Raw genomic sequence first — 16,287 nt, forward strand, 5'->3', positions numbered from 1 at the left:
CTCGGTCCGGGCGGCCGAACGCGTCGCGTTCGACGCGGGTCACCGCGCCAAGAGGGTCGGTGGTCTCGACGGCGAGACCCGCGGCGTCCGAGCCGATCCGGCTGGTGTGTCCCAAGGCGTCCGTCACCGAGGTCAGACGGCCCCTTTCGTCGTACCGGAGCAGGGTGGTCGCGCCCGTGGAGTCGGTGACCGAGGTGCGGTTGCCGCGTTCGTCGTACGTCTGGCGGCTCGCCCTGCCGTCCGCGCCCCGCAGGCTCACCACCCGGCCCAGCTCGTCGTACTCCGCCGAGCGCTCCCGCCCGTCCGGGCGGACCACCCGGACGGGGTTGCCCGCGTCGTCGTACGCGTACCGCGTGGTGTGGCCCAGCGGGTCGGTCAGGGAGAGCAGCCGGTTGAAGCGGTCCCGCTCGTAGCGGGTGACCGCGCCCAGGGGGTCGACGGACGCGACGATCTGGTGGGCGTCGTTGACCAGATAGCGGCGGACCGCGCCGCCGGCCGTGGTCGCCGTGGTCGTCCGGAGGCCGGATTCCGGGTCGGTCCCGTACTCCAGGCTCAGGGACATGTGGCCCGCCGTGCCGCTCTCGGCGACACAGCGGTCCCGGTCGTCGTAGGCGTAGTCGTAGCGGCTGTCGTTGGTGTCGGTCCACGAGGTGACCCGGCCGTGGTCGTCGTAGCCGAAGCGCATCGGCAGGCCGGAGGAGTTGGTGACATGGGTGAGATGGCCGTCGGTGTAGCCGTAGCTCAGAATTCGCTGGTCGGAGCCGTCCGGCGCGGCGCCCGCCAGGTGGAGGGCGGTGATCCGGCCCTCGCCGGTGGTGAGCTTGAGGTGGTAGCCGCCGTGGTGGACGATTCCCGTCGGCGCGCCGGTCCCGTCGTTGTACTCGAAGGTGATCCAGTTGCCGTTGCGGTCGTCGATCTGGGCGAGCAGCGCGCTGTCATCCCGCCAGGTGGCGAAGCGGCGGATGTGTCCGGTGTCCGGGTCGGTGACCGTGTAGTCGCCGTCGGCGGTGCGGTCCAGCGGCCAGCGCGGGCCGTGGCTGGGCAGCACAGGAACCCCGGGTGCGGGATGCGGATAGGCCAGCAGCAGCCCGTCCTCGCGGACCAGCACCACACCCTCGGAGTCGATCTCCAGCCGCTGGTCCGCCGTGGAGGACCAGGACGGGCCGAACCATCGTCCGGCCCGGTAGTCGGAAGCGACCCGGCGGCGGAAGACCAGAGGCAGCAGACCCGGCAGCGCGATGTCCGTCTGTGGCAGATACATGATCCCGGTGGCGAGGTCGATCGGGTCGGTGTGATCGCTCTCCACCGAGTCCCCGGTACGGGAGGAGTGCGCCGGGTCGCTCACCCCCTCCCGGCCCTTGCCCGTGCCGGGCACGTCCACGCCGTTCCTCGTCCCCGCCCGGATGCCCCCGCGGATCGCGCCCGCGCCCTTGGCGCCGATGAGCTCGGGGATCAGACGGCCGATGAATTCGCTCGGGTCGCCCTTCGCGGCCTCCCAGGCGTTCTTCAGCGCCCGGTCCGGGTTGGCCACCGTGGAGACCAGGCCCGCCAGGGTCATGTTGACGTTCTTGTAGTACTCGGCGGGGTGGGTCAGGTTGTACGCGTCGAGCGGGTTCACGCTGCGGACGAAGCCGAGCAGCCCGGCGGTGCCCTTGGCGATGCCGCCGAGCAGATGCATGTTCTCGGTGCCGCTCGCGATCATGTGGTCGAACGCGTCCGACTTCAGCCGGTCCAGCCCCTTGGGCTCCTTCGGCGCATGCGCCAGCGCCGAGGCGACCAGGCCCTTCGCGGTCTCGGCCGCCTCGTCGCGCTGGCGGCGGGCCTCCTTCAGGAGCGCCCTGGCCTGTGCCCGCTCCGCCTTGCCCGGATCCGTGAACGGCTCCGGCCTCGGGGGCGGGCTGGGCTCGTCGCGGGCGGCGTTGTAGGCGTCGACCCTCCTGTTGTACGCGTCCGCCGCCTCCTTCGAAGTGGCGTTGCCCTTCTTGTGGAGGGCGATGGCCTCCTTCGCCTGCCCCTGCGCCCAGGTCACCGTCTTGGCGTACGCCTCCAGCGCCTTCGCCGCCGACTCGAACGCGTCCGCCGCCCGCAGCCAGTCCGTGGGGAGTACGGAGAACTTCTCCCGGAAGGCGTTCGCCCCCTCCCCCTTCCACCGGCTGGAGTCGAGCTTCCGCATCCCCTCCCCCACCGCGTCGAACGCCTTCTGGAAGTCCCGCAGGTTCTTCACCGTGCCGGCGATCTTCCCCGGGTTGCCGTGGATCAGTTCCTCGGGGTCATCGGTCTGCCCGAGCTGCTGCTCGTCGATGTCGGCGCCGAGCGATGACGCGGTCTCGTCGCCCCAGTCCTCGACGGAGTCCGCCCAGTCCTCCGCGCCCACCTTGTCCAGCACATCGCCGGTGACATTGGTGACGGCGTCGACACCCTCGCCGACCAGCTCCTTGCCCTTGTCGACCCCGTCCCGCAGCGCGTCGTACCCCGACCCGAGGCCATCGCCGATGGCCTTGCCCAGCCCGCCGAAATCCACCATGCCGATCCCCCCTCAGCCGCCCGCCGCGTGCTCAGTCCTTCGCCCGCTCGACCGCCCCGTCGGAGGGGTCGTAGAACTCCCGCAGCTCGCCGTCCATCAGCCGGGCCGTCTCCGGGTCGACCGAGCCATTGCTCACCATCGAGTCCAGCAGGGCGTCCTGGACGTCGTAACCGGTGTCCTTCCAGGTCTGCCCGACCTCGTCGTGCGCACGGGAGAAGGACTCACCGCTCCAGTCCGGGTTGTCCGTCGGGGACTGGCGGATGATGTCGTCCCACTTCTTCTGTTTGACCTCGTCCTCGCTGAGGTGCGGATTGCCGTTGACGGAGTTCACCGCGATCTTGAGGGTGTCCTTGACGTAGCGTTCCTGCTCCGCGTACGCCCCGGCCGACAGCCCGACGCCCTGCGCGAAGGCGTTCCCGCGCATCGCCAGCGAGCGGACGCCCCACTCCCAGCGTTCGCAGAAGGTCCTGAACTGCTCCGTGAGCCCGTCGTGGCCCAGCTCCAGCCCGGAGAGGGCGAGATCGGAGAACCCCCGGCCGGCCGTCGCCTCGCCGATCATCCCGAGGTCCTTCAGCTCGGCGTGGGCGAGATCGATCCCCTGGGCGATCTGCGCCAGCGCCGCCGGCGGTGCGACCAGATCCGCGTCCTTGCTCATACCGTCTCCCCCGCGTGCGCCGGCTGTTCATGGTCGAGTGCGACCGCGTCCGGGACGATGCCCACGACGGGCGGGAAGAGCATTCCGTCCGCGCTGCCCGCGTCCAGCGCCACCCCGGCCGGGATGCCGAGCGCCGGAATCATCGCGTCGAGCAGCCGCGCGCCGAGGACGGTGCGGTACGTCCACTGTCTGCCGGCCTCCCCGCGCGCGGCGGCGAACCGGGCCAGGGCCTGTTCGTCCGAGAAGGCGCAGATCCAGCGGATGCCGTTCTGGTCGGCCGTCCACAGACTGTCGTGGTCGTCGAAGGGCACGAGGACGGCGGTGCGCCGGAACTCCCCCAATATCACGGCGAAATCCCGCCGGGCGCGGGCCAATTCCTCCTCCGGGGAGGGCCGGCGCGCCTCGGCGGCGGCCGGCGGCGGGGCGGGCTCGTCCTGCCGCTCCGCCTGCGGCGCCGCGGCCATGTCGGCGAGATCGGCCAGCCGCGAGCGCCGTTGCCCCGGTATCGCACCCCCGTTGTCGGTCATACGGCCATGCTGCCACGGCGCCCTCGCGCACGTCGCTCGGCTCAGCCGGGACCCGCGGTGATCAGCTGGCGCTCTTCCCCGTGTCGGGCCAGGCGCTCATCTCGTGCCGCATGGCGTTGATGCGGCGGGACGCCTTGAGGAAGGCGTAGTCGATGCTGCCGTCCACGGGTCTGGCTCTGCGGCTCTCCGTGTCCAGGACCAGCCGCCGCTGGGCGTCGTCGCCGTCGAAGCCGAATAAGTACTCGATCGTTTCGACGGATTCGGACACCTTCCGAAAATAGACGAGTGTAGCCACTGCCTCTCCCCTCCGAACCGGTCGCTGCCGCCCCCCAGTAGCGCCTTCGTGAGCCCCTCTCCCCCTCATCCTTCCCCTGGGGGATGGAGCCGGGGTTGTGCCGGCACACGACACCGGCGCGCCCCGCGCCGATCGCCGTAAGGGCCCGGCCGGCGGAAGGTGGCCGTCACTCCACCCGGACCCGGCTGCCCAGCCCTCTCCTGCGAGCAGGATCGTTTCCCGCGGCGGGAGCGTCAACTGGCACTCATGCCCGCCTCGGGCCAGGCTCCCGTCGCCCGCCGGGTCGCGCTGATCTTCCACCACGCCTTGGTGAAGGCGTGGTCCATCTCCCCGTCCACCGGCCTCGGTCGGCGCTCACCGAGGTCGACCACGAGGCGCCGCCGTGTCTCGTCCCCGTCGAAGCCGAACGTGTACTCGACAGAATCAGCGGATTCGGACACCTTCCGAAAATATACGAGCGACGCCATTACTTACCTCTTCTTTATTGGCCGTTCATCGAAGGACATGACAAACCCTGGTCAACTCCTGCACATCATGATCATCCATTCGTGTTGTCATGTGCCCATGTCATAGTTTTTACGATCTCGGGCGCTCTAGCGTCCGATTCATGGTCACTTCTCAACACGAGGCCGCGCACAAGATTTTCCAGGAGCGGCCCGAGCTGCTGACCCCGGTGTTCGGGGTCCTGAACATCCCCCTGCCGGCCAAGACCTCGGTCGAAGTGCTGACCGGGGACGTCACCGAGATCCGCCCGCTGGAACGGCGCGTGGACAGCGTCCTGCGCGTCGAGACATCCGACGACCGCCGGTTCCTCCTCGCCATCGAGGCCCAGGGCCGCAAGGACCACAGGAAGGAGACGAGTTGGCCGTACTACGTGGCCTACCTCCGGGAGAAGTTCGGCCTCCCCGTGCTCCTGCTGGTGGTCTGCAAGGACCGGGCCACGGCGAAGTGGGCGGCGGGACCGTTCACGACCGGGTTCGACCACTGGACGGCGCTCAGCACCCATCCGCTGGTCCTGGGGCCGGACAACATGCCGGTCATCATCAGCGCCGCCGAGGCCGAACGGAACATGGCGCTCGCCACGCTGGCGGTGCTGACACATAGCAAGGACGAAAACGTCAGCCCCATACTGGAGGCGCTGGCCACGGCCATGGCCTCCGCCGACATGAAGTCCGTCAAATACTTCACGCAACTTATCGAGGTCGGCCTGGGAAGCACTCCGGCCGGGGAGATCTGGAGGAAATTGATGACCGTGAGCAGCTACTTCCCCGGGCGGGGAACACTGGTCGAGGCGATGCTGCTGGAGGGCGAGGCCCAGGGCGAAGCGGGAGGACGCGCGAAGTCCATCCTGCGGGTGCTGGACAAGCGGGGCGTCTCCCTCACCGACGCCGACCGTGAACGGATCAGCGGCTGCACCGATCTCGACGTGCTGGACCAGTGGCTGGACCGGGCCCTTGAGGTCACCGACGCGACCGGCCTCTTCACCGAGACCGACCCACTCGGCGGGAGCGAGGGCTGATGCGTGTCGGTACCTACTTCCCCGGCCGGGGAACGATCGGGGAGAACTGCTACCTCATCGGCTACATCGAGGGCCGGGTGAGGGGCAGTGTCAAGCAGGTCACGAAAGTGGTCGTGGAGGTTCTGGAGAAGCGGCTGATCCGCCTCAGCGATGACGACCGCAAGCGGATCCGCTCCTGCACCGACCTCGAAACAGCCAACGCCTGGCTGGACAGGGCCCTGGAAGCCACCAGCGCCGAGGACTTCTTCAACCCGCCGGCCGAGAAGGCTTTCAACGACTGACGGCCTCCCGTCCCGCCGCCGGCGCTCACCGGCGGCGGGACGATCGGACTGAGCAACCAGGGGAAGCGAGGCCGGCCTCCGGAGACCCACCCATCGACGGGTACGGAGGACACGGAACAGCGAGGCGGTCGCTCACGAGAGGGATCATGTGTCCCCGAGCGCCCAACTCCTGCTTGACTTGGGGTCCCTGGCCTGGCTGGACCGGGCCGATCCAAGTCAACCAACTCGGGGGGCCATGTGACCCGGTCGGATTTACGGGCTCTGTTCCGGTCCAATGACCGCGATGTGAAGGCAGTCGACTTCTTCGCCGACCGGCGGGACGAGTGGCACACGGTGGCGGTGAGTCTCGCGGGTCACGCACAGCGGGTGACCCGTCCCGGATTCGATGTGGAGGATCTGGAGACCGCCCGGCGCAACGTCCTCGTCTTCTACGGGGTCGGCGGAATCGGCAAATCCACACTGTCCCGTGGCATCGCCGAGCATCTCGTCAGCGGCGAGCGCCACCGGAGCGACTGGCCGGTGCTCGGTCCGGAGGCGGGCAGGGTGGTACCCGTCCGTGTCGATCTCTCCCGGGACGCGGGCGGGGACTTCGAGTCGCTGATGCTGGCGCTCCGGCTGGGAGCGGCGGAGCTCGGGCAGCCCATGCCCACTTTCGATCTCGCCTTTCAGCGCTACTGGGACCGCAACCATCCGGGCGAGCCGATCGAGGCGTATCTGCGGCGGCGCACCTGGTTCAGCCGGTTCCCCGGCACGGCGTCGCTGCCGGGACAGATGCAGTCGGCGCTGGCGGATGTCGCGCAGGCGGTGGCACTTCCCGGGACCGCGGGCGCCGTGCTCGGCCAGGGAGTCCAGTCACTGGTACGGGCCCTGCGGGAGCACCGGCATCAGGTGCGGGCGCTGGCGGAGTGCCGCCGCCTGGCCGACCTGCTGGAGGCGGACCCGGATGTGGAAGCGCTGAGCTACTACGCCCACCTGCTGGCCTGGGACCTGAGCAGGATCCCGGCGAAGCGGCAGGGAACACTGCTGGTGTTACTCGACACTTTCGAGGATGTCGGGAACCGCGCCCACCGTGATCTCGAACGCCTGATCCAGCGTGTGGTGTGGCTGATGCCCAATGCCCTGTTCGTGATCACCGGCAGAAACCGACTCCAATGGGACGATCCCAAGCTTGAGGGCCAGCTGGACTGGGCTGGCCGGCAATTCTGGCCCCTGCTCGTCGGCGGCGCGCATGAGGAGCCGCGTCAGCACACGGTGGGATATCTGTCGGCGGAGGACTGCGAAACCTACCTGCGCGAGCGGCTCACCGTCTCCGACCAGCCGCTGATGGGTGACCGGACCCGGCACACGGTGACAGCGAACTCTCACGGACTGCCGCTGTATCTGGACCTCGCCGTCATGCGCTTTCTCGACTTGTACCGGCGCAACGGACGCGCTCCGGAGCCGGATGAGTTCAATCTCGATTTTCCGGCCCTGGTCACCCGGACTTTCCGTGACCTGACTCCGGGCGTACGGCAGGTGCTGCGCGCGGTGAGCCTGCTGGACGCTTTCTCCCTGCGGCTGGCGACCGCCGCAGCCGGCCTCGACCACGACGCTCCTGCCCTGGAGCTGGTGGAACGCCCCTTCGTGGACACCGACCCCGGTGCACCCTGGCCGTACCGAGTGCACGAGCTGGTTCGGGACGCGGTACGGGAGGCCGACTCCACCAGCGAGGACCGCTGGAGCGAGGCGGACTGGCAGCGGGCCGCCCAGCGGGCCTTCGACGCCCTGGAGCATGAGGCGCTCGGAGAGCGTACGCGTCTGGTGGCCGCGCTGCGGCAGGGCATGCGGCTCGCCCGGGATCACGGCCTGGAGCTCGGCTGGCTGGCCGACGCCGCCTTCCGCTATGTCGAGGACTTCGTCTGGGAACCCATCGAGGTTCCGGCCTCCGCCCCGGCGACCGGAGAAGACGGTCCTGCGCCCGGAAGCCCCACTGAGGCCCTGGCCATGGCTCTGTCCGCGATCGCCCGGCGCCAGCGGCAGCACCGGGGGCAGACCGCCGACCAGCTGCGCGCGGTGCTTGAGTCGGGCCGGCTTCCGGAGTCCCTGCGCGAACTGCCGCTGTACTTTCTCGCCGAGTGCGAGCGTGACCTGGGGCGATTCGAACTCTCCCTGGCCGGGATGGAGCAGGTCGTCGCCACGGGAGGACGGCTCACTCCGACTGCGGCCCGCGGCTTGGCCCACCTCGCCCGCCGGATGGGACGCTTCCCCCAGGTGCGCACCGCGGCCGAGAACCTCGGGCCGGAGGGCCGTCGCGATCGGGTACTCGGTGACCTGTGGTGGAGTCAGGGAAGCCCGGCATCGGCATGCTCGTCCTACGCCGCGAGCCGTGACGAGGCGCTGACAGCGGGCCAGCCGGGTGAGGCGGCACTCTCCCAGGCGTGTCTGGCCTTCGCCGCGGCCTTCCAGGACCGTCCGCGTGCCGCCGAGCAGATCGCCCGTGCCGAGGAGATGCTCGCCGGGGTGTCGATTCGCTGGGCGGAGGTCCAGACACAGATCGCCGGGCTGGTGCGGGACGCGGGTGTCGCGGCCGATCTGCCACAGCGTGCCGAAGAGGTGGCCCGCTTGGCCCAGGAATCGGGGCTGACCTCCTCGGTGGCCTATGTACGGTTCGCCGAGTGCTTGCATGCCGTGGTGCTCGACTCACCCGCGCTGTGCGCGGAAGCGAGGTCCGCACTGGGCGAGTGCGTGCGCGGTGAGGAATTCGCGTATCTCATGGAGCTCAGTCATCTCATGGCGGGCGAGGAGACCCCGCCCGACCTGCCGCTTGCGCAGTGGCTGGACGGACAGACACAGGTTCAGGCGCGCTGGGCAGCAATTGTCGATGATCGGCGCCGGGAAGCCGCCGAGACCAGAGGAGAGCAGCCGGGTGGCGAACTACACCACTATTGATCGAATCGACCTGCCCGCGGTCGCCGGGAGCTATGCGCTCGACCGGGCCCGGATCACTCCCCTGGCCGGAGGTGCGGCGAACTCAAGCTTCCATCTGACCAGTTCGTCGGGTGAATTCGTCCTGACCATTCTCGACAACCACGATGTGCGGAGTGCCGAGAGCCTGGCCGCGCACACCCGGGCCATGCTGCGGAACGGTCTGCCCACGAGCGAGGTCGTTCCGGCGGCCGACGGGTCGCTCATCACTCAGTTCGACGGCCGCCCGGTCATCCTCAAGCGGTGGATCGAAGGCACAGTGATACAGCCCCTGCCGCTCGCTCTCCTGCCCGAGGCGGGACGTATCCTCGGCCGGCTGCACTCGCTCTCACCGCAAGATCCCGAGTTCATGGACATTCCCGCAGGAACCCGCAGACTCTCGGAAGAGCACCGGGCAGCCATTCCGCAGTTCGCCGACAAGGCGTTCGCCGAATGGCTCATTGAACGACTCGCTCGTGTGCACCAGTCCGAAACGGAGAGAGCCCGCAGCCTCGCCGTGGTCCACGGCGACCTCTTCGACGACAACGTCATCGTCCGCCAGGATGGCCGGCTGTCCGTCCTGGACTGGGAGACCGTCTCCATCGACGACCCACTTCTCGACCTCGGAATGGCAGCGGTCGGCCTGGCCAAGGTGGACGGCCTGCTCGTGGCCGATCGTCTCAATGCCCTGGTCGCCGGCTACCAGGAGGTTGTGCCGCTGTCGGAGACGGACGCCGCCGCACTGCCGGTGGAAATCGAGCATGCGGCGCTGATCATCGCCTTCCACCGGTACCACCGGCACAATGTCCGCTTCCCCAACCCGGACAAGAGCCGGATTCACGAGGAGATGTACGGATTCGTGGAATCCGTGGAGAGGACAGCGCGAGTCACCAGCTGAGCGGAGGATCTCGGCCCGCTCCCAGTGGTCACCGGGGGCGGGCCGAGATCGTCGCCATCAGTGGGTGGACGCGTGGGTGATGAAGGCCGCCCAGGTGTCGGGGGTGAAGCCGAGCCGGGGGCCCCGGGCGTTCTTCGAGTCGCGGACGTGGACCGTGGGGCAGGCGGGGCTGGAGGCGACCTCGACGCAGTCGTTGCCATCGCTGCTGTCGCTGTGGCTGCTCTTCGACCACGCCACCTCGACGCAGTCGTTGCCATCACTGCTGCTGCTGTAGCTGCTCTTGAACCACTCCAGCTCGGGACCGTTCCCGGCAGAGGGCTTGCGAGTCATGTCTCTCCCAGTACTTGCTCGATGAAGGCCAGAGACTCCCGAGGCGAGAGAGCCTGGCCCCGGATGATTCCATACCGAAGCTCGATGATTCGGAGCTGTTTCGGATCAGAGACCGGGCGGCTGTTGAAGTCACCTTCACAGCGCCCCAACGCCGTTCCGTCTTGAAACTTCAGCACCTCCATCAGCCCCTTCATTCCGGCATGGTCCTCACGGTCAGTCGGCATCACCTGGATCTCGACATTCCGCAACTGAGCTACTTCCAGCAGGCGTTCGAGCTGTCGGCGCAACACCATTCTGCCCCCGATCGGCCGCCTCAGCGTCACCTCTTCCTGGATGAAACTCAGCTCCGGAGCAGGCAAGCGATCGAAAATCGAATGGCGGGCCACCCTCGCGGCCACCATTCGCTCGATCTCATCAGGTGAGTAGGCGGGACGCTGTGTGCCGATCAGTGCCCCGGCGTACTCCTCGGATTGCAGCAGTCCATGAATGTTGTGGTTGTTGTACGCCACGAACTCGACCGCTTGCGCCTCCATCCTCGCCAGCTCCCGCACCTTCCTCGGATACCGCGCCTCCGCCATCACCTCCTTCATCGCCGCGATCCGGCCGTTCCCGCCCAGCACCTGGTCCACCATGTCCAAGTACTCCGGCCGCGCGATCCGCGCCCCCCGCTCCACCTTCCGGATCAGGTCCTCGCCGTAGCCGATCCGCTCCGCGAACTCCCCCACCGTCAGGTCCGCGTCCCTGCGCCATGCCCTGAGCTGGGAGCCCGCCATCACCACCGCCGGGGCGATCTCGTCGTCCGGATCAACGTCCCAGCCGGGCTCGTCCGCCCCGCCGGTCACGTCTGTCGTATCGTCCATCCCGCACCCGCTTCCGACGTGTTGACCGTGTTCAACGGCCGCCGTACCCGCCGGTCACGCGATACAGCCGGGACAGCGCGGGACAACGGCGGGACAAACGGAGTGCGTACGGTTCGGACCTCTGGCCGGTTCGCGGATCCCTCACCACCCTGAGTGATGTGACAGAACAACTCACCCAAACCCCCACACCCATGCCCCAGTTCAGCGTCCGGCTCTCCTCGAATCGGCGAGGGGCTCACCTCGCCCGGCTGATCACCGCGCGGCAGATGCGGTCCTGGGGGCTCGACCACCGGGCCGCCGAGCAGATCGTGGCCGAGCTCGCCGCCAATGCCGCCATCCACGGATCCCTTCCCGGGCGGGATTTCCGGCTCACCCTGATCCTCGCCGGGGCCGCGATCCGGATCGAGGTCGCCGATACCCGGGGGGACCGGTTTCCGGGGGTCCGGAAAGAGGCGGAGGGGGAGAGCGGGCGCGGGCTGCTGCTCGTCGAAGCGCTGGCCGGGCGGTGGGGGGTGACCTCCGGGCCCGGGGGCGGGAAGACCGTGTGGGCCGAGTGCGGAGTGTGTCCGGAGGCGCTCTGAGCTTTATTGATTCGATCGCCGCACACACCCGCTCCTAAAGTGGCCCGGCACGCCGTCATCGAGTCCGGGGGCCGATTTCCATGCGGACGCACTATCCACGCACACCGCATCTCCCGTGGTCGCCGGGTGCCGCACCGGACGACATACGCACGGGGGATCTCTCCGGGCTGATCGGCCGTGAGGTCGTCGTCACCGAGAAACTCGACGGCGAGAACACCACGCTGTACGCGGACGGCCTCCACGCCCGTTCGCTGGATTCGGCCCACCATCCGTCCCGGACCCGGGTCAAAGCCCTCCAGGGGCGGATCGGACATCTGATCCCGCCCGGGTGGCGGGTGTGCGGCGAGAACATGTACGCGCGGCATTCGCTGGCGTACGACGCGCTCGCCGGGCACTTCTACGGGTTCTCGGTCTGGGACGACCGGAACAACTGTCTGAGCTGGGACCGGACCGTGGAGTTTCTGCGCGGGGCCGGGATACCCGTGCCCGCCGTGCTGTGGCGCGGGGTGTACGACGAGCGGGCCATCCGCGGGCTGAAGGTCGATCCGGCCCGGCGGGAGGGGTATGTCGTCCGGCCCGCCGACGGCTTTCCGATGGCGGAGTTCGGGGAACGGCTCGCCAAGTGGGTGCGGCCCGGGCACGTACAGACCGATACGCACTGGATGCACTCGGCCGCCGTGCCCAACAGGCTCGGGCCGGCCGCCGCGCTCTGGGACGTGCGGTCGGGGGCGGCGGCGGATCCGGGGGCGCTGGGGGCGTACCTCGGGAGGGAGCTGTCCGGGCCGGTGTACGAGGACGGGCGGCTCGGCGATCTCCGGCTCGCCGGGGTGCTCGCCTCGCTGCTCCACCGGGAGCCCCGCGGGACACTCGCCGGGCGGCTCCGCGCGAAGCTCGGGATGGGGCTCGCGCGGCGGGTGGCCGATCTCGTCGGGGCCGCCGAGGGGCTCCAGCGGCCGTATCCGGACGAGGAGCGGCGGGCCGGGCTGATCCGGCTGTCGTACGCGGCCGATCTGGGGCTGGCGCACGGGGTCGCGCAGGCGGTGGCGGAGACGGACGAGGCCCGGGAGCAGGTGGAGTGGTCGGCGCTGTACGCGGCGGAGATCGGTCCGCCGCCCCTCGGGGATCTGCGCGGCCGGTGCCGGGCCGAGGCGCGGGAGGCGTACGCGCTGGGGCGGATCCGTACGCCGGAGGAGGCCGTGGCCGCGACCTGGCGTTGGCGGGACGGGGACTTTCCGGAGCTGATACAGCTGGTCGGGCCGTCCGGGAGCGGGAAGAGCACCTTCGCCGCCGGGCTCGAGGCCGGTGTCCGCGTCTCGCTCGACGAACTGCGGGAGAGCGCCGGCGACCGGGGGGACCAGCGGGGCAATGCCCGGGTCCTCCGTACGGGACTGGAACGGCTCGACGCCGCGCTGGCCGCCGGCGGGACGGTGGTCTGGGACGCCACCTCGCTCAACCGCCGGCAGCGCGGGCATGTCCAGGCGGTCGCCCGGCGGCGGAATGCCCTGGTCACCCATGCCGTGGTGCTGGTGGACGAGGACGAGCTGACGCGGCGCAATGCCGGGCGGGCGCATGCCGTGCCGGCGGAGGTGCTGGCCTCGCAGCTGCGGCGGTTCTCGCCGCCGTACGCCGGTGAGGCGCACCGCACCTGGTACATCGGGCCCGGCGGGACCATCGAGGACAGCGACAACGACAGCGGGGGCGGGACGCATGCGGACCAGTGAGGAGATTTTCCACCGGGTGCGGTGGGACGCGCGGTTCGACGCGGCGCGGTTCACGCTGGGGGTGGCGCAGCGCGGGGCCGAGCCCAAGCGGGTGCCGCTGGTCTCCTTCGTACCGGGCGGGGAGATTCCCTGGCACCGGGTGCTCTTCATCGAGGCCGACGGCGAGGTGCTCTGGGACCGGTCGGCTGGGATCGACCGGATCGACACGACCGGCGCCGGGCGGGTGCGGGAGGCGCGGCTGCTGTGTGCCCCGTTCTTCGAGCCGAGGGCCGTCCCGGAGGGACCGGCCGGCCCCTCCGCGAGGAGTCCTCGGGTGCTGACCTGGAACACGCTCTGGGACCGGTACGACAGCGACCGCATCGACACCGCCCGGCGGCGGCCCCTGCTGCTGGAGGCGCTGCGGACGGCGGACGCCGATGTGATCGCGCTTCAGGAGGTGGAGCCCGCGCTGCTGGCGATGGTGCGGCGGGCGGCGTGGGTGCGGGAGGCGTACACCGTCGTCCCCGGGACCCGGGATGTGGACCAGTACGGGCTGCTGCTGCTCAGCCGGCTGCCGGTGCGGGAGGCGGGGCTGCATCCGCTGGGGCGGCACAAGGCGGTGCTCGCGGTGGTGGTGGAGACCGCCGACGGGCCGCTGACCCTTGCCACCACCCATCTGAGCAGCGATCACTCGGTGGACGGGGCCGCGCTGCGGGAGGCTCAGCTGGCGGAGATCGCCGGCGGGCTCGGCGGGGACGTCGTCCTGATGGGCGACTTCAACGACCCCGGTGATCTGCCCCAGCGCACGCTGGGACTGGTGGACGCCTGGACCGCCGTGCACGGCGTCGCGGACACGACACCGACCTTCGACCCGGTGCGCAATCCGCTGGCCGCCGTCTCCTCGCTGACCGGGCGGGCCGGGCGGATCGACCGCGTACTGCTGCGCGGTCCGCGCGCCGGACGGGCGGAGCTGCGCGGCGAGGGGGAGTTCATCTCCGATCACTACGGGGTGCTGGTCGAGCTGGGCCGGGAGCCGGTGGAGGAGGTGGTGCTCGCGCTCGGGGCCGAGTTCGCCGAGGGGGTGGTGCATGTCGCCGGGTCCCGGCGGATGGGGTGCGCGCTGCCCGGGGCCGATCTGGATCTGGTGCTCGTGCTGCCGGGCCCGGAGCCCGCGAAGGTGTGTGCCCGGGTGCGCCGCGCGCTGCCGGGCGCCGAGGCGGTGCGGGAGGTGACCGGGGCGCGGGTGCCGGGCGTACGGTTCCGGGCCGGCGCGCTGGCGGTGGATCTGGTGGTGGTGGGCTGTGGCGGCATCCCGGTGGCGGACGCCGTCCGGCGGCGGGATGAGCTGGGCGGGGCCGCCGCTGTCGCGCTGAGCGCGGTGAGCGACGCGGTGGCGGTGCTCGCGTCGGTGGGGGCGGAGCGGGATGCCTTTGTCCGGCTGGCCCGGGAGGTGAAGAGCTGGGCGCGGGCGCGCGGCCTGGATTCCGCTCCGTTCGGCGGGGTGCCGGGGATCGGGTGGGCGGTGCTGGCCGCGCTGACCGTGCGGGAGGCCGAGGGGCGTGCGGGGGGTGAGCTGCTGCGGTACTTCTTCGGCAGATGGGCCGCGTGGGACTGGCGCAATCCGGTGGGCGGCGATGTCCCGGCCCCGACAATGGCCATCATGACGCCGAGTGAGCCGGTGCGTTCATGTACGGAGCAGGTGAGTGCCACCGGGTGTGAACTGCTGGTCCGGGAGTCCTACCGGGCCTGGGAGATAACCGGGTCGGGGCCGGGCCCCTGGCCGGAGCTGCTGATTCCGCCGACGGTCGCCGATCACGCGGCCTGGGCCGTGGTGACCGTGAGACCGGCCGGCGGCGGGGAAATCGAGACATTGGACGGGCGGGTACGGGGACGGATGCGCGCGCTGCTCGCCGCGCTCGCGGAGGCGGGGTCGCCGGACGCGTACGCCTGGCCCCGGCCGCTCCCCCACGGCGGCGGGGGAATCCTCCGGTACGCGATCGGGCTCGGGGCGACGCCGCCGGACGGCACCCGGCTGGCGGAGATCGGCGCGGCCTGGTCGCGGGGGCTGTCCGGGGTGACGCTCGCTCCGGCGGGGCCCGGCGGGATCGTGGCGCTGTGTTGATGGGGTCCCCGGGACGGATGGTGCGCGAGGGGACCCGGATCGTCTACTGGGACTCGGGTGGATCCGGGTCGGATCCACCGGTGGTGCTGCTGCACGGACTGGCCGGGTTCGCGGGCGAGTGGGCGGCGCTGGCGGCTCTGCTCTCCCGGTCCCGCCGGGTGATCGCGCTCGATCAGCGTGGACACGGGGCGAGCGAGCGCCGGCCGGCCGATGTCTCCCGGGCCGCGTACGCCGCCGATGTCATCGCCCTGCTGGACCAGTTGGGGTGTGCGGAGGCGGCCCTGGTGGGGCAGGCACTCGGCGGGCACACCGCGATGCTGACGGCGGCGGCGCACCCCGGCCGGATCACCGCCGTGGTGATGGTGGACGCGGGTGTGCGCGGGACGAACGACGACGGGCCCGAGCACATCCGCCGGTGTCTCGCCGCCTGGCCCATTCCCTTTCCCTCGCCGGAGGTGGCGGCGAAGTTCCTCGGGGGCGGTGTGCGGGGGGAGGTCTGGGCGGCCGGCCTGGAGGAGCGGGAGGACGGCTGGTGGCCCCGGTTCGACTCCGGGGTGATGGTGGAGACCCTGCGGGAGACCGCGCTGCGGAGCTACTGGCCCGAGTGGCGCGGGGTGCGGGCGCCGGTGCTGCTGGTGGTCGGCGAGTGGGGGCTGGTGTCGGGCTCCGAGGGGATGGAGATGATGCGGCGGCGCCCGGAGACGGTGGCGATGAGCGTGCCGGGCAGCGGCTACGACGTCCATCTGGAGCGGCCGGATGTGCTGTGCGCGGTGATCGAGGACTTTCTGCGGGATGCGGCGGTGGCCGAGGCCGAGCGGCGGGCGCACGGCGGGGCGGCGGACGCGCGGCGGGGCGGGGCGGCGGACGGGAAGCCGCCGGGCCCGGGCCCTCGGCGGTGACACCCGGCCGGATGGCGGGGCCCGGTGTGGTGCCGGGGCCTTCCGGCCGGGGCAGCGGAGTGTCCCCCGCCGGAAGGGCCCGGGCCGGTGCCACCGCGAGGTCCGCGATGACACCGGCGCCCCGGAAGCACGACGACCGGACCCGGCGGCCCG

The 16,287-nt window shown here is 70.7% G+C and carries 14 protein-coding genes and 1 pseudogene; 8 read left to right on the forward strand and 7 right to left on the reverse strand.

Features of this window, described 5'->3' with window-relative positions; genetic code table 11:
- Positions 1 to 88: 88 nt before the first annotated feature.
- The 5 genes and pseudogenes from AAFN69_RS10155 to AAFN69_RS10175 all read right to left on the reverse strand — a co-directional run.
- Positions 89 to 2,524 (reverse strand): annotated as a pseudogene (locus AAFN69_RS10155) (putative T7SS-secreted protein); the annotation flags it as partial.
- Positions 2,525 to 2,555: 31 nt separating this feature from the next.
- Positions 2,556 to 3,179 (reverse strand): hypothetical protein, encoded by a 624-nt coding sequence (locus AAFN69_RS10160; RefSeq protein WP_347728009.1) that lies wholly within the window; start codon positions 3,177 to 3,179, stop codon positions 2,556 to 2,558.
- A complete protein-coding gene (locus tag AAFN69_RS10165) occupies positions 3,176 to 3,706 on the reverse strand; it encodes an SseB family protein (protein WP_347728010.1) in 531 nt (176 codons plus the stop codon). Before AAFN69_RS10165 ends, AAFN69_RS10160 begins: the two co-directional genes overlap by 4 nt.
- 61 nt (positions 3,707 to 3,767) lie before the next feature.
- Positions 3,768 to 3,974 carry a hypothetical protein gene (locus AAFN69_RS10170; RefSeq protein ID WP_347728011.1) on the reverse strand — a complete coding sequence of 69 codons (207 nt, stop codon included), beginning with the start codon at positions 3,972 to 3,974 and terminating at the stop codon, positions 3,768 to 3,770.
- 260 nt (positions 3,975 to 4,234) lie between these two features.
- Positions 4,235 to 4,441 carry a hypothetical protein gene (locus AAFN69_RS10175; protein ID WP_347728012.1) on the reverse strand — a complete coding sequence of 69 codons (207 nt, stop codon included), beginning with the start codon at positions 4,439 to 4,441 and terminating at the stop codon, positions 4,235 to 4,237.
- Positions 4,442 to 4,608: 167 nt separating this feature from the next.
- Between AAFN69_RS10175 and AAFN69_RS10180 the strand changes: the two genes are divergently transcribed.
- From AAFN69_RS10180 to AAFN69_RS10195, 4 genes are all read left to right on the forward strand, one after another.
- Positions 4,609 to 5,520 (forward strand): hypothetical protein, encoded by a 912-nt coding sequence (locus AAFN69_RS10180; protein ID WP_347728013.1) that lies wholly within the window; start codon positions 4,609 to 4,611, stop codon positions 5,518 to 5,520.
- A complete protein-coding gene (locus AAFN69_RS10185) occupies positions 5,520 to 5,801 on the forward strand; it encodes a hypothetical protein (RefSeq protein WP_347728014.1) in 282 nt (93 codons plus the stop codon). The genes AAFN69_RS10180 and AAFN69_RS10185 overlap by 1 nt, the downstream gene beginning before the upstream one ends.
- A gap of 285 nt (positions 5,802 to 6,086) precedes the next feature.
- Positions 6,087 to 8,729 carry an ATP/GTP-binding protein gene (locus AAFN69_RS10190; protein WP_347728015.1) on the forward strand — a complete coding sequence of 881 codons (2,643 nt, stop codon included), beginning with the start codon at positions 6,087 to 6,089 and terminating at the stop codon, positions 8,727 to 8,729.
- A complete protein-coding gene (locus AAFN69_RS10195; protein ID WP_347728016.1) occupies positions 8,707 to 9,642 on the forward strand; it encodes a phosphotransferase in 936 nt (311 codons plus the stop codon). Before AAFN69_RS10190 ends, AAFN69_RS10195 begins: the two co-directional genes overlap by 23 nt.
- Positions 9,643 to 9,699: 57 nt before the next feature.
- Here AAFN69_RS10195 and AAFN69_RS10200 read toward each other — a convergent pair whose 3' ends face one another.
- Both AAFN69_RS10200 and AAFN69_RS10205 read right to left on the reverse strand, forming a co-directional pair.
- Positions 9,700 to 9,972, reverse strand: a complete 273-nt coding sequence (locus AAFN69_RS10200) for a DUF397 domain-containing protein (protein ID WP_347728017.1) — start codon at positions 9,970 to 9,972, stop codon at positions 9,700 to 9,702.
- Positions 9,969 to 10,832, reverse strand: coding sequence for a helix-turn-helix transcriptional regulator (locus tag AAFN69_RS10205; protein WP_347728018.1), 864 nt, complete (start codon positions 10,830 to 10,832; stop codon positions 9,969 to 9,971). The genes AAFN69_RS10200 and AAFN69_RS10205 overlap by 4 nt, the downstream gene beginning before the upstream one ends.
- A gap of 191 nt (positions 10,833 to 11,023) precedes the next feature.
- Between AAFN69_RS10205 and AAFN69_RS10210 the strand changes: the two genes are divergently transcribed.
- The 4 genes from AAFN69_RS10210 (at position 11,024) to AAFN69_RS10225 (ending at position 16,134) form a co-directional block, all read left to right on the forward strand.
- On the forward strand, positions 11,024 to 11,413 hold the full coding sequence (locus tag AAFN69_RS10210) for an ATP-binding protein (protein WP_347728019.1): 390 nt from the start codon (positions 11,024 to 11,026) through the stop codon (positions 11,411 to 11,413).
- An 80-nt stretch (positions 11,414 to 11,493) separates the two neighbouring features.
- Positions 11,494 to 13,134 carry an RNA ligase family protein gene (locus tag AAFN69_RS10215; RefSeq protein ID WP_347728020.1) on the forward strand — a complete coding sequence of 547 codons (1,641 nt, stop codon included), beginning with the start codon at positions 11,494 to 11,496 and terminating at the stop codon, positions 13,132 to 13,134.
- Positions 13,121 to 15,235, forward strand: coding sequence for an RNA repair domain-containing protein (locus AAFN69_RS10220; protein WP_347728021.1), 2,115 nt, complete (start codon positions 13,121 to 13,123; stop codon positions 15,233 to 15,235). The genes AAFN69_RS10215 and AAFN69_RS10220 overlap by 14 nt, the downstream gene beginning before the upstream one ends.
- Positions 15,235 to 16,134 carry an alpha/beta hydrolase gene (locus tag AAFN69_RS10225; protein WP_347728118.1) on the forward strand — a complete coding sequence of 300 codons (900 nt, stop codon included), beginning with the start codon at positions 15,235 to 15,237 and terminating at the stop codon, positions 16,132 to 16,134. The genes AAFN69_RS10220 and AAFN69_RS10225 overlap by 1 nt, the downstream gene beginning before the upstream one ends.
- Positions 16,135 to 16,287 lie beyond the last annotated feature (153 nt).

This window comes from Streptomyces sp. CAU 1734 (genome assembly GCF_039888735.1).
In the GTDB taxonomy this organism is placed as follows: Bacteria; Actinomycetota; Actinomycetes; order Streptomycetales; family Streptomycetaceae; genus Streptomyces.

Excerpts from the sequence above, each read along its gene's own strand:
- AAFN69_RS10185 (WP_347728014.1), top strand. The coding sequence starts at position 5,520 with ATGCGTGTCGGTACCTACTTCCCCGGCCGGGGAACGATCGGGGAGAAC.
- AAFN69_RS10180 (WP_347728013.1), top strand. The coding sequence starts at position 4,609 with ATGGTCACTTCTCAACACGAGGCCGCGCACAAGATTTTCCAGGAGCGG.
- AAFN69_RS10210 (WP_347728019.1), top strand. The coding sequence starts at position 11,024 with ATGCCCCAGTTCAGCGTCCGGCTCTCCTCGAATCGGCGAGGGGCTCAC.
- AAFN69_RS10220 (WP_347728021.1), top strand. The coding sequence starts at position 13,121 with ATGCGGACCAGTGAGGAGATTTTCCACCGGGTGCGGTGGGACGCGCGG.
- AAFN69_RS10160 (WP_347728009.1), bottom strand. The coding sequence starts at position 3,179 with ATGAGCAAGGACGCGGATCTGGTCGCACCGCCGGCGGCGCTGGCGCAG.
- AAFN69_RS10165 (WP_347728010.1), bottom strand. The coding sequence starts at position 3,706 with ATGACCGACAACGGGGGTGCGATACCGGGGCAACGGCGCTCGCGGCTG.
- AAFN69_RS10215 (WP_347728020.1), top strand. The coding sequence starts at position 11,494 with ATGCGGACGCACTATCCACGCACACCGCATCTCCCGTGGTCGCCGGGT.
- AAFN69_RS10205 (WP_347728018.1), bottom strand. The coding sequence starts at position 10,832 with ATGGACGATACGACAGACGTGACCGGCGGGGCGGACGAGCCCGGCTGG.
- AAFN69_RS10225 (WP_347728118.1), top strand. The coding sequence starts at position 15,235 with ATGGGGTCCCCGGGACGGATGGTGCGCGAGGGGACCCGGATCGTCTAC.
- AAFN69_RS10200 (WP_347728017.1), bottom strand. The coding sequence starts at position 9,972 with ATGACTCGCAAGCCCTCTGCCGGGAACGGTCCCGAGCTGGAGTGGTTC.